Annotated in this window: 9 protein-coding genes and 1 tRNA gene; 4 read left to right on the forward strand and 6 right to left on the reverse strand. The window is 66.1% G+C overall.

The features are described from left to right. Nucleotides 1–81 precede the first annotated feature (81 nt). Both ACV095_RS01365 and ACV095_RS01370 read left to right on the forward strand, forming a co-directional pair. A complete protein-coding gene (locus ACV095_RS01365; protein WP_026265879.1) occupies nucleotides 82–1,545 on the forward strand; it encodes an amino acid permease in 1,464 nt (487 codons plus the stop codon). Between the two features lie 304 nt (nucleotides 1,546–1,849). Then, entirely contained in the window at nucleotides 1,850–5,356 is a 3,507-nt protein-coding gene (locus tag ACV095_RS01370) for a bifunctional proline dehydrogenase/L-glutamate gamma-semialdehyde dehydrogenase (RefSeq protein ID WP_478222748.1), read from the forward strand. Nucleotides 5,357–5,496: 140 nt separating this feature from the next. Here ACV095_RS01370 and ACV095_RS01375 read toward each other — a convergent pair whose 3' ends face one another. Together ACV095_RS01375 and ACV095_RS01380 are read right to left on the reverse strand one after the other, a co-directional pair. Then, nucleotides 5,497–5,811 (reverse strand): hypothetical protein, encoded by a 315-nt coding sequence (locus ACV095_RS01375; protein WP_018769960.1) that lies wholly within the window; start codon nucleotides 5,809–5,811, stop codon nucleotides 5,497–5,499. A gap of 167 nt (nucleotides 5,812–5,978) precedes the next feature. After that, nucleotides 5,979–6,833 (reverse strand): LysR substrate-binding domain-containing protein, encoded by an 855-nt coding sequence (locus ACV095_RS01380; RefSeq protein ID WP_134165003.1) that lies wholly within the window; start codon nucleotides 6,831–6,833, stop codon nucleotides 5,979–5,981. Nucleotides 6,834–6,973: 140 nt separating this feature from the next. Between ACV095_RS01380 and ACV095_RS01385 the strand changes: the two genes are divergently transcribed. After that, complete coding sequence (locus tag ACV095_RS01385) at nucleotides 6,974–8,353, forward strand: MFS transporter (RefSeq protein WP_134165004.1); 1,380 nt, start codon at nucleotides 6,974–6,976, stop codon at nucleotides 8,351–8,353. Here ACV095_RS01385 and ACV095_RS01390 read toward each other — a convergent pair. The 3 genes from ACV095_RS01390 to ACV095_RS01400 form a co-directional block, all read right to left on the reverse strand. Next, entirely contained in the window at nucleotides 8,350–9,531 is a 1,182-nt protein-coding gene (locus ACV095_RS01390) for a N(5)-(carboxyethyl)ornithine synthase (RefSeq protein WP_478222749.1), read from the reverse strand. The two genes, ACV095_RS01385 and ACV095_RS01390, sit on opposite strands and share 4 nt — an antisense overlap. Further along, nucleotides 9,528–9,668: a hypothetical protein gene (locus tag ACV095_RS01395; RefSeq protein WP_018769964.1), complete on the reverse strand. Its 141-nt coding sequence runs from the start codon at nucleotides 9,666–9,668 to the stop codon at nucleotides 9,528–9,530. The genes ACV095_RS01390 and ACV095_RS01395 overlap by 4 nt, the downstream gene beginning before the upstream one ends. 104 nt (nucleotides 9,669–9,772) lie before the next feature. After that, nucleotides 9,773–9,843 (reverse strand) — tRNA-Gly (locus tag ACV095_RS01400). A gap of 239 nt (nucleotides 9,844–10,082) precedes the next feature. On the opposite strand from ACV095_RS01400, the gene ACV095_RS01405 reads away from it, so the two are divergent. Further along, a complete protein-coding gene (locus tag ACV095_RS01405) occupies nucleotides 10,083–10,544 on the forward strand; it encodes an SRPBCC family protein (protein ID WP_478222750.1) in 462 nt (153 codons plus the stop codon). Nucleotides 10,545–10,565: 21 nt separating this feature from the next. On the opposite strand, the gene ACV095_RS01410 is transcribed toward ACV095_RS01405, so the two are convergent. Further along, nucleotides 10,566–12,296: a CAP domain-containing protein gene (locus ACV095_RS01410; RefSeq protein WP_478222751.1), complete on the reverse strand. Its 1,731-nt coding sequence runs from the start codon at nucleotides 12,294–12,296 to the stop codon at nucleotides 10,566–10,568. Nucleotides 12,297–12,344: the final 48 nt, after the last annotated feature.

The following is a 12,344-nucleotide window of genomic DNA, read 5'->3' on the forward strand; positions in this document are numbered from 1 at the left end:
CTGTTGAAACCGAGTTACCCCCCTCACAGCCAGTTTCCTTGGCGTGCCGCGGCGGGGTCGCACCCCAAGCAGGAGTTCCTGATGAGCAGTAAAGATATGAGCCAATCGATCATGCGGCGCAAGCCAATTGATGACATCGAAGAAGAAAACAAGCACAGCGGACTGTTCAAGTCCCTTGGCCTGTGGCAGCTCACCGCCATCGGCGTTGGCGGAATCATCGGCGTCGGCATCTTTTCCCTCGCGGGACTGGTGGCCGCCGGCAGCGAAGGAACACCCGGGGTGGGGCCCGCGGTACTGATTTCCTTCCTGATCGCAGGCCTGGCCTCAGCGGCCGCAGCCCTGTCCTACGCGGAGTTCGCGGGCATGATCCCGCGCGCCGGCTCCGCCTACACCTATGGCTACGTAGCGCTCGGCGAGGTGATCGGCTGGTTCATCGGCTGGGACCTGCTGCTGGAATACATTGCCATTGTGGCGGTGGTGGCCATCGGCATCTCCGGCTACCTTGACGCCTTCCTCGCCGGCATCGGCATCCATTTGCCCACCTGGATGACCTCCACCGCAGACGAGGGCAAGGGCGGCATCGTCAACATTCCCGCCATCCTGGTCTGCCTGCTGGTGACCTGGATCCTCTCCCGCGGCACCAAGGCGTTCGGCCGGTTCGAACTCGTGGCCGTGGCCATCAAGGTCATCCTGATCCTCTTCATCATCGGGCTGGGCATCTTCTACATCGACACCAACAACTACAACCCGTTCATGCCCAGCGGCTTCGGTCCCGTGGTGGCAGGCTCCGCCACTGTCTTCTTCGCCGTGTTCGGCTACGACGCCATGAGCACCGCGGCAGAGGAAGCCAAGGACGGCAAGAAGCACATGCCCAAGGCCATCGTGCTTTCGCTCATCATCGCCATGCTGCTTTACGTTGCCGCCACCCTGGTCCTCACCGGCATGCAGAACTACAAGGACATCGACCCCAAGGCGGGCTTCGCCTCGGCCTTCACCTCCGTGGGGCTCCCGGTCATCGCCACCATCATCTCTGTGTTCGCCGTGCTGTCCATCCTCACCGTGATGCTGACGTTCCTCCTGGGCGTTACCCGTGTCTGGTTCTCCATGAGCCGCGACGGCCTGCTCCCCGGCTGGTTCTCCAAGACCGACCGCCACGGCACCCCGCAGCGCGTCACCTGGATCGGCGGCATCGCGTCCGCTTTCCTTGCCGGCGTGTTCCCCATCAAGGCGGTCGCTGACCTGACCAACATCGGCATCCTGGCCGCGTTCGTCGTCGTCTGCCTGTCCGTGATCATCTTCCGCTACAAGCGCCCCGACGCGCCCCGCACGTTCCGCCTGCCGCTGATGCCCCTGGTTCCGGCCTTCGGCGTCCTTGCCTCGGCCTTCCTGATGCTGCAGCTGCACTGGGAGACCTGGCTGCGGTTCGTGGTGTGGCTGATCATCGGCCTGGCCATCTACTTCGGCTACGGCCGCAAGCACTCGCTGATGAACCCCAACAGCCCGCGCCATGAGGAGCTCGTGGAGCTGCACCGCCCCCTCGCCTAACCCTCCTCCGGGACGCCCGCTCACATCCGGCGGGTTTTCCGGGAACCCCCGCTCACTTATGGGCGTCCCGCAGCGAACCCCCGCTCACCCAGTGAGCGGGGGTTCGCTGTTTGTTGCCGGAAGTGAGCGGGCGTTGAGGTTTCGGGCGTCAAAGGTGAGCGGGCGTGCGGGGGCGGAACCAGGGCGGCAAACCATCGGTTTTCCTAACCTGTATTGGTTGGAAAAGATCGCTTTATCTTATGTGAGCAGAAGCTCATACTGGTGGAAAGACCTTCTCCCACGGCAAGAAAGATCGGGAAAAATCATGACCCACGTTGCAATGGAACCAGCAACTTCAGCCGGTACCGCACCGCAGACCGTCGACGTCGACGTCCCCCAGGCAAAGGCCCTCGCCAATGAGTCAGTCGCCTTGGTCCGCCGCTGGCTCACCGAGGCCTCCAAGGTCCCCGTGGACGCCTCCGCCGAGCAGCTGGCCGGCGTGCTGAAGGACCCCAACGGCCTGGAGTTCACCGTGGGCTTCGTGGATGGCGTGGTCCGTCCCGAGGACCTGAACGTGGCGGCCCGCAACCTGGCCAAGCTCGCCCCCAAGGTCCCGGCCTTCCTGCCCTGGTACATGCGCAGTGCCGTGGCCATCGGCGGCACCATGGCCCCCGTCATGCCGCAGGTGGTCATCCCCATCGCCCGCAGGGTGCTCCGTGAAATGGTGGGCCACCTGATCGTTGACGCCACCGACGCCAAGCTGGGCCCGGCCATCGCCAAGATCCGCAAGGACGGCATCAAGCTCAACGTCAACCTCCTCGGCGAGGCAGTCCTGGGGGAGCACGAGGCGTCCCGCCGGCTCGAGGGCACGCACACGCTGCTGGCCCGTCCCGACGTCGACTACGTTTCCATCAAGGTCTCCTCCACCGTGGCCCCGCACTCCGCCTGGGCGTTCGATGAAGCCGTGGAACACGTCGTCGAAAAGCTCACCCCGCTCTTCCAGCGCGCAAACTCCTTCGCCGGCCCGGGAAAGAAGGCCAAGTTCATAAACCTGGACATGGAGGAGTACAAGGACCTGGACATGACCATCGCGGTCTTCACCAGGATCCTGGACAAGCCCGAGTTCAAGGACCTCGAAGCCGGCATCGTGCTCCAGGCCTACCTCCCGGACGCACTCTCCGCCATGATCCGCCTGCAGGACTGGGCCGCCGAGCGCCGCGCCAAGGGCGGCGCGGGCATCAAGGTCCGCGTGGTCAAGGGTGCCAACCTGCCCATGGAGCAGGTGGAGGCCTCCCTGCATGACTGGCCGCTGGCCACCTGGGGCACCAAGCAGGACTCGGACACGAGCTACAAGCGGGTCATCAACTACGCGCTGCACCCGGACCGGATCCAGAACATCCGGATCGGCGTGGCCGGCCACAACCTGTTCGACATCGCCTTCGCCTGGCTCCTGGCCAAGCAGCGCGGCGTGGAGTCCGGCATCGAGTTCGAGATGCTGCTGGGCATGGCGCAGGGCCAGGCAGAGGCGGTCAAGAAGGACGTGGGCTCCCTGCTGCTCTACACCCCCGTGGTGCACCCCTCCGAGTTCGACGTCGCCATCGCCTACCTGATCCGCCGCCTGGAAGAAGGCGCCAGCCAGGAAAACTTCATGTCCGCCGTCTTCGAACTCAGCGAGAACGAAGGCCTCTTCGAGCGCGAAAAGCAGCGCTTTCTGTCCTCGCTCGACGCCCTGGACAACAGCGTGCCGCTGCCCAACCGGCGCCAGGACCGCAACCTCCCGCCGGAGCCCATGCCGCACGCCGGTTTCCGGAACACCCCGGACACCGATCCCGCGCTGCCGGCCAACCGCACCTGGGGCCGCGCCATCCTGGAACGCGTCCCGGCCTCCACCCTGGGCAACGCGTCGGTCAAGGCCGCGTTCATCAACGACGAAGCAACCCTCAACACGGCCATCGCCAACGCCGTGGAAAAGGGCAAGGACTGGGGCGCCCTGTCCGGCAACGAGCGCGCGGACATCCTGCACCGCGCCGGGGAAATCCTGGAAGCCCGCCGGGCCGACCTCCTGGAGGTCATGGCCAGCGAGACCGGCAAGACGATCGACCAGGGCGACCCCGAAGTCAGCGAAGCCGTGGACTTCGCCCACTACTACGCCGAGTCCGCGCGGAAGCTGGACACGGTCGACGGCGCCACGTTCGTCCCAGCCAAGCTCACCGTTGTCACGCCGCCCTGGAACTTCCCGGTCGCCATCCCCGCAGGGTCCACCCTCGCGGCACTCGCCGCCGGCTCCGCCGTCGTCATCAAGCCTGCCAAGCAGGCCGCACGCAGCGGCGCCGTGATGATCGAAGCCCTGTGGGAAGCCGGCGTGCCCAAGGGCGTGCTGACCATGGTGCAGCTGGGGGAGCGGGAACTGGGCCGGCAGCTGATCAGCCACCCGTCCGTGGACCGCGTGATCCTCACCGGCGGCTACGAAACCGCCGAGCTGTTCCGTTCCTTCCGCAAGGACCTGCCGCTGCTTGCTGAAACGAGCGGCAAGAACGCCATCATCGTCACGCCCAGCGCAGACCTGGACCTGGCGGCCAAGGACGTGGCCTACTCCGCGTGCGGCCATGCCGGCCAGAAGTGCTCCGCGGCCTCGCTGGTGATCCTTGTGGGCTCGGTTGCCAAGTCCAAGCGCTTCCACAACCAGCTGATTGACGCCGTGACGTCCCTGAAGGTGGGCTACCCGCAGGACCCCACCAGCCAGATGGGCCCCATCATCGAGCCCGCCAACGGCAAACTCCTCAACGCCCTGACAACCCTGGGCGACGGCGAGAACTGGGCCGTGGAACCGCAGAAGCTGGATGACACCGGGCGGCTGTGGAGCCCCGGCGTGCGGTACGGCGTCAAGCGCGGCTCCTACTTCCACCTGACCGAGTTCTTCGGCCCGGTCCTGGGTGTGATGACCGCTGACACGCTGGAAGAGGCCATCGCCATCCAGAACCAGATCGAGTACGGCCTCACCGCAGGCCTGCACTCGCTGAACTCCGAGGAGCTGGGCATCTGGCTGGACACCATCCAGGCCGGCAACCTCTATGTGAACCGCGGCATCACCGGCGCCATCGTGCAGCGCCAGCCGTTCGGCGGCTGGAAGAAGTCCGCCGTCGGCGCCGGAACCAAGGCCGGCGGCCCCAACTACCTGGCCGGGCTCGGCGATTGGGCGCCGGGCACGGCCTCGGCGAATGCCGCTGTCACCCACCCCGGCGTGCGGCGCATCGTCAACGCCGCCGGCCCCGCCCTGCAGCCCGCCGAGCTCGAGTCCGTCCAGCGCGCCCTGGCCTCCGACGCCGAAGCGTGGGCCAAGGAGTTCGGCACCGCCAAGGACGTCTCCGGACTCAGCGCCGAGCGCAACATCTTCCGCTACCGGAGCCTGCCGGTCACCATCCGGCTCTCCGAAGGCGCGCCGCTGGCGCACCTCGTCCGGACTGTGGCGGCCGGCGTGCAGGCGGGTTCGGCAGTCACCGTGTCCACCGCCGTCGAACTTCCCGCCCAGCTGCGCTCCGTGCTCACCGCCCTTGATATCGACGTAGTGGTGGAGTCCGACGCCGGCTGGCTGGCTTCGGCGGCAGGCCTCGCCTCCGCGGGCAAACTGTCCGGTGCGCGCATCCGCCTGATCGGCGGCGACGCTTCCGCGCTCGCCGATGCGACCTGCGGCCGGCCGGACGTGGCCATCTATGCCCACGCCGTCACAGAGGCCGGGCGCGTGGAACTGCTTCCGTTCCTGCACGAGCAGGCCGTCAGCATCACGGCACACCGGTTCGGCACCCCGAACCACCTGTCGGACGCGCTGATCTGAGCCATTGAGGCTCTGATCCCTTGAAACCCGCGCGCCGGAGCCAGGCGCAAGGAATGGCCGGGCAGCCACCGAACGGTGGCTGCCCGGCCGTGTCTCTTTAGGGCCTTGTCTCTTTAGAGCAGTGTGTTTAGCCGGTCTCGCTAGCCCAGATACCAGCCCGGTGGTGTCCAGGTGGCCGGGACGCTGTGGGCCGAGAATTCCTCGCAGCGGGTGCAGGTGTACGCCACTTCGCCAAGAGTGGCCACGGTTCCGTCACGCCGGTAGGTGGGCGGAATGTACGATTCGAGGTAGACGAACTCGTCGGTACGGCATTTGTCGCAGGTGGGTTTTCCCACGTAGCCGGAGTCCACGGAGGCGTGTCCGGTTCCGAGGGTGTTCTGGCGGGTGGACGGCCGTGCGGTGTTGTACGGGCGCGCGTGCGCTGAACCGAGATGGATGTTCCTGGCTGTCGTCATTGGCTGCCTGTCCCAGGCGCGGCTTTCCGGCATGCGGATGCGCGCTTGTTTTAGTGAACCGGCCTGCTGCTTGACCTTGGTAATTGAGCATAGGGGATGGCACCTCCCCTATCAATGGACACGGGCCCCTAACTCCCCTAAATGCAGGAATTTGTGCCGATAGGGAGTTAAGTTTGGCGGTTAATGGTCCTTCCGACGATCGATTGGGTGAGGGCGTCGATCACCTCGGCGTTGGCCAACGGGTTGCGGATCAGCGTGAAATCCACATCCCCCACGGCGGGAAGATCGAACCGGCGCGTGATGATTTTCAGGTCCTCGGGCACCAGCGACGTCGGCATCACGGCCACGCCGATGCCGGCCCGGACTGCCGCAAGCACGCCGCTGATCTGGCGGGTGGTGCAGGTGATCCGCCAGGTCCTGCCATGGGCTTCCAGCGCATCGATGGCCAGCTTCCGGCTGAGGCTGGGGGCCGGGTAGGCGATCAGGGGCACGGGCGTTCCAGGCTCCAGCACCGTCTGCTCCAGCCCCACCCAGGAGAAGGAATCGTGCTGGACCACGGTGCCGTCCTTTGCGCCGGCCACCCATTTCACGAACACCAGGTCCAGCTGTCCGGCGTTGAGTTTCCGGTACAGCTGGTCGCTTTGCCCAACGGTCAGTTCCAGGTTGATCTGCGGGTAGATCTGCCGGAATTCACGCAGGATCCGGGGCAGCCCGGTGATGGCGAGGTCGTCCGCGGTGCCGAACCTCAGGCGGCCGCGCATTGCCGAGCCGGAGAAGTAGCGCGCGGCGGCGTCGTGCGCGGACAGGATGTTGCGGGCAAAACCCGCCATGGCGTCGCCGTTGTCCGTGAGCCTGACGTCCCGGGTATCCCGGGCAATCAGGCTGCGTTTGGCGGCCGCTTCAAGTTTTCGGATGTGCTGGCTGATGGTGGGCTGGGCCAGGCCCAGGCGCTCGGCGGCCTTGGTGAAACTCAGGGTGTCCGCCACCGCGAGGAAGGAACGCAGCTGGGCTGGTTCAAACATTGTGGGTTCCCGGGCCTTCCACTCTGGATGGGTTATTGCGTTTCGCAATACGAGTTATAGGGACTATACGCCTCCATAATCTGCTCCGCCAGCCTAGCGTTAAGGACATCCCAGACCGCCCGCAATTTGAGGACACTCCTGTGGCACCCCCACCGCCTTCGTCGGCCTCCGTCTCCCAGCCAGTCATCGACGCCGCGGGCACCCCGCCGCCGGACAACCAGACCCAGCCGCTCGCCGTCGTCGCCGAAAAGCTCCCCTGGAAGCACACCTTCATCTCGTTGAAAGTGCCCAACTTCCGGATCTTCGCCGTGGGCCACTTCATCGCCGTCATTGCCATCTGGATGCAGCGCATCGCCCAGGACTGGCTGGTGCTGCAGCTCTCGGGATCGGTGACGGCCGTCGGATTCACGGTGGCCCTGCAGTTCATGCCCTCCCTGCTGCTTGGCCCGTGGGGCGGCATGATCGCCGACCGGTTCGCCAAGCGGAAAATCCTCATTCTGTGCCAGGCTATGGCCGCCATCCTGGCTGCGTCACTGGCCCTGCTGGCGCTCACCGGCGTCATCATGGTCTGGCATGTTTATGTCATCGCCTGCGTCCTGGGCCTGGTGACCGTCCTTGACCAGCCCGCACGGCAGGTGTTCGTCAATGAACTCGTCGGCCCCAAGTATCTGCGGAACGCCATCAGCGTCAACTCCACCACCTTCCAGCTGGGCGGGCTGATCGGTCCCGCGATCGCGGGCCTGCTCCTGACGGCAGTAGGGGCGGGCTGGGCGTTCGCTGCGAACGCCCTGGCCTGCTGCTCAACGGTGACCATGCTCCTGCTCCTGCGCAAGGACCAGCTGTACGTCAGCGCCCCGACGCCCAAGAGCAAGGGCATGCTCCGGGAAGGGCTGCGCTACGCCCTGAGCAAGCCCACCATCTACTGGCCATGGCTCATGGCGGGGTTCATCTCGGTCTTCGCCATGAGCCTGCCGGTGCTGCTTGCCGCCTACGCGGACCACATCTTCCAGGTGGGCGCCGGCGGGTACGGACTCCTCAACGCCCTGGTGGCACTGGGTGCCCTGTCCGGCGCCGTGGCGTCCACCCGCCGTCGGCAGCTCCGCCTCCGGTCCGTGGTGTTCTGCGCGGGGATGTATGGCCTGATGCTCTGCCTCGCAACCCTCGCCCCGTCCATGGTGTGGTTCGGGGCCGTGATGGTCCTGTCAGGGTTCTGGTGCCTGATGTTCCTTACCGGCTCAAACCAGCTGGTGCAGGTCAGTTCCAACATGGCCATCCGCGGCCGCGTGATGAGCCTGTACATCATGGTGCTGATCGGGGGCCAGGCGCTGGGCGGCCCCATGCTGGGCTGGATCGCCGAACATGCCGATCCCCACGTTGCCCTGCTGGTATCCGGCGGTGTTCCCGCGCTGGCGGCCATGACGGTGGCGGTGGTCCTGGCGCGCAAGGGTGGATTGAAGCTCCGGATGGACCTGAAAGGCGGCCACCCGGTGAGGATCGTCAGCCGCCACGCAGGTGCCTAGGACTGCGCCAGCCGGTCCGCCATGTGAAGAACCCGGTGCGGATACTCCGGGGAGCGCTCCTGGAACTGGAGCACGGCTTCATTGCGGATGACCCCGTCACGGATCTCGATGGCCCGCGCGATGGTGTCATTGCCTTCCCAGGCGTCAGGACCGGCCATCACGGTTTCGAGGAACGGCTGCAGGGCCTGGCTTATCTCCCAGCTGGAGGAGTTCCAGAGGTAGGAGGGGCTGTGGTCCACCGCGTAGTAGTTGATGTGGTCCCCGACCGTAAACATCGGATCGGCAAACGTGGTGGAGCGGGCCCAGCTGAATCCCATGCCCTCATCACAGGAGACATCGATGATGAGGCTGCCCGGGCGGAATCCCGCCAGGTCCTCTGGCCGCAGGTACGTCAGGGGGTTGTTGGGGTCCTGCAGCGTGCAGTTGACCACGATGTCGCTTTCGGCGAGGAACGGGGCCAGCGGAACCCGGCCCCGCTCGGTGATGACCTGGCTCAGGAAGGGGGCCTCGGCGTCGTGGTCAAACTGCACGATGTTCACCGAATGGATAGGGGCACCCACCGCAGCCACACCGCGGTTGGTGAGCACCTGGACGTCGTGGACGCCGTGCGCGTTCAGTGCCGTCACAGCCCCGCGGGCGGTGGCGCCGAAACCGATCACCACGGCACTGAGGCGGCGCCCGTAGTCCCCGGTGGAACCGGTCAGGGCCAGCGCGTGCAGGACCGAACAGTAGCCGGCAAGTTCGTTGTTCTTGTGGAACACGTGCAGGCCGAAACCACCGTCGCTGGCCCAATGGTTCATCGCCTCAAAGGCGATGAGGGTGAGCTTCTTGTCAATGGCGAGTTGGGTGATGGCACGGTCCTGGACGCAGTGCGGCCACCCCCAGAGGACCTGCCCATCGCGCATGTCGGCAAGGTCTTCCGGCTGGGGTTTGGGCAGGAGCACGACGTCGGCCGCGGCCAGCAGCTCTTCCTTGTCCGCCATTCTTCCCACCAAGGTGGAGAGATGGCTGTCCGGAACACCGAAGCGCTCGCCGTAGCCCTGTTCCAGGATGATGCGGCCGCGGAGTTCGGGGTCGATCCGCTCAAAATGCAGGGGATGGATGGGAACCCGGCGCTCGTCCGGTTTCCGCGTAGTGGCCAGGACGCCCAGGCTCAGCTGGGCCTGTTGGCCTGTCACTTCTTCTTAGCGGCCTTGCTGGATGTGATGTCCAGGGAGCTGGCGGGCGCAGCGGCGGCCTTCTTGTCTGCGCGCTTTTCCTTGAGGGACTTGCCGGACTTTTTTGATGCCGTTTGACGCGGGGACTTGTCAGCCATGATTGCTCCTGTAGCGGAACCGAAAAGGTTCCTGACTACCGACCCTACACCCCTGTACCTAATACGCGCCGGGGGTTGCAAAGCTGTGGGAAGAGGGAAAACAGAGCGGCTGACGGGAATCGAACCCGCGTATCAAGCTTGGGAAGCTAGCGCTCTACCATTGAGCTACAGCCGCATGCCGCCACTCGCGCGGGGCAGAACTTAGCTTAGCGCAGATCTGCGGGCTCCCCGCCAACCCCGAAGCTGTGCGGGTTCCGTGTCCTGAACGCGGGACGTCATCCAGTAACTCTTCAATAACGTCGGCGCTGTCGGCTGGGTCTGGGCGCCGGGCGCTGGCTAACCTGATCCGGGTAGCGGCCGCGTTGGGGGAGGCAGCTATTGCGGCAGCCGACGTCAACCACAGGAACTATCTTCATGGCAATCGCAGAGTACGAGGTCCTCATAGAACGCGACGCCATGGCGGTCTACCAGTACCTCCTCGACGCCACCAATCTTCCCTCCTGGCGCAACGATGTCCGCAGCGTGAAGCTCGTGCAGGGGCCGGCCGAGGCCGCGGGGGCTGTCTACCGGAAAATGGTGGCGGGCCGTTCGGGCCTGAGCATTCCCGCGGACCTGGAAATCACCAACGTGCGCCCCGGCGCAGAAATCCAGTTCCACGTTGTGTCCGGGCCGGCAACCCGCTGGGGCGGCTATTACCTGAGCACCGAAGACGGGGGAACCCGGGTCCGGTTCGCCATGGAAGCCAAACGCGAGGGGCGCCTCGGTTTCTTCAGCAGGTTCGGCTTCCTGGACGGTATGCTGCAGCGCCGTGTCAGCGCGGATGTGGCCCAACTGGACCGGCTGAAGCACGTGCTGGAGCTCCAACCGGCCATCTGAGCCCATGCCGGCAGTCCCGGCCTACTGGGCCAGGCGCTGCCCGGTCCAGGGTCCGGCAAGGTTCGACGGCGAGGCAAGGCTTCCCGCGGTCAGGTCCCAGTACTGCACGGTGTCGTTGGCGCGGCGGAGCGCCACGCCCGTGGAGTTCAGCCCAGTGACGTTGCGCAGCGCCCGGATTCCCGTAACGTCCGTCCAGCCGGTGGCCACGGTGGGCCGCGTCTCTGCACGGAGTGCGGTGGTGCCCCACCCGCGGTAGAGCTGCACGCTGCCGTCCGCTTTCAGCGCCAGCACGTCCTGGAAGCCATCGGCGTCATAGTCCACCATCGAAAGCCGGGAAGCGTAAACACCGGTGGCAACGGTGGCCCGCTCCGCGATATCGCCGGTGCCCTTGTTGGCGTAGAGGAACAGGTTCCCGGCCCCGTCCAGGGCCAGGATCTGGGGCATCCGGTTGTTGGCGCACCAGCCGCCCACGGCCAGGGTCAGCGTGTTCCAGCCGCCCTTACCGAGAGTGATGGCGGCCTGGAACCCACCCCCGGCGATGCCCCGGTGCAGAGTGAGGTCGCCGCCGGTCCACTGGGTGAGGACGTCATACGTGCCGTCACGGTCCCAGTCCGTGACAAAGACTTCCTTCGCTCCGCTGAACCCTGAGCCGATCACCCTGGCCGGAGCATAGGTGCGGGGTCCGGTGGATGCCCTGTCCAGCAGCTGCCCCGCGGAGTCGACGGACACGATGTCGGCCGGGCCTGTGATCGCGGCGGCGGCGCGATTAAGCGTGGGCGGCATGTGCTTGGCGGGTGCATCGCACAGGCTAGGCGCCGGCGGCGGGAAAGCGTCCCCTGATCCCGGGCCGCCCGGGGAATCCAGGGTCCCCGCCGGCAGCGTGGTGTAGCCGAAGAAGTTCACCACGCCCCAGATCTGGTAGGTGGAGTTGGTGTAGGAAATGCCGGCACCCATCACGTTGAACCGTGGATCGAGGAGCATGGCGTTGTGGCCCGGTGACCCCTTCCACCATTCCACCAGCTGGGCGGCGTCGCGGTCGGTACGGATGGCGATCACCTCGCCGGCGCCGTTGTTGGGGCTGAGGGCGCGGGGATCGGTCCAGAAACTTGCCCGGTGCTCGATCACGTCACGGCCGGCGATGCTGTCCGACCATTCCTGCGACATGCCGGCCACCGTGGGGTGGTACTTGACCTTGTTCAGGCCGTTGGCCACCCGGTATTCGTTGATCCTGGTGAACACGGTGAGGACGGCTGCAGCATTCGAGTCCGGGACCAGTGCCTCCGTGGAGGGAAGCGCGGTGCCGGACTCAGGGGTGGCCAGCCGGGTGGCCGGCGGCGAAGCCAGTTCCTGGTCCGGCGCCCACAACGGAGGGATGGACACCGTCCGGGGTGCGGGCTCCGCCGGAACGGCAGTTGGTGATGCCACCGGTGACGTTTCCGTGGAGGGCACAAGCGCAGTAGTTGCAGGAGCGGCTGTCACAGGCGCGGACGCTGCAGTTGGCGTGGCTGTGGCCGCCGGCAGGGGCGAGGCCACCCGGATGTCCGGGTCCACGGCAGGGGTGAGGCGTCCTGCGGAACCGTCACCATCGACGGATGTTCCGCCCCGAACCACGGGAGCCGCCAGCGAGATGCCAGCCGAATCCGCCTGGCTGAACGGCAGCGGCGCGGGAGGCGCTGCTGCCGACGAAGAGACCAGTGCCCACGCACAGAGCACGCCAATAAAAGAGGGTGCCACCAATTTATTCACAAACATCCCCAGCCCTGTTACGCCATCCGGGAGACCATTCCGGCGGCTTTCATT

This window comes from Arthrobacter sp. JDC6 (assembly GCF_056484025.1).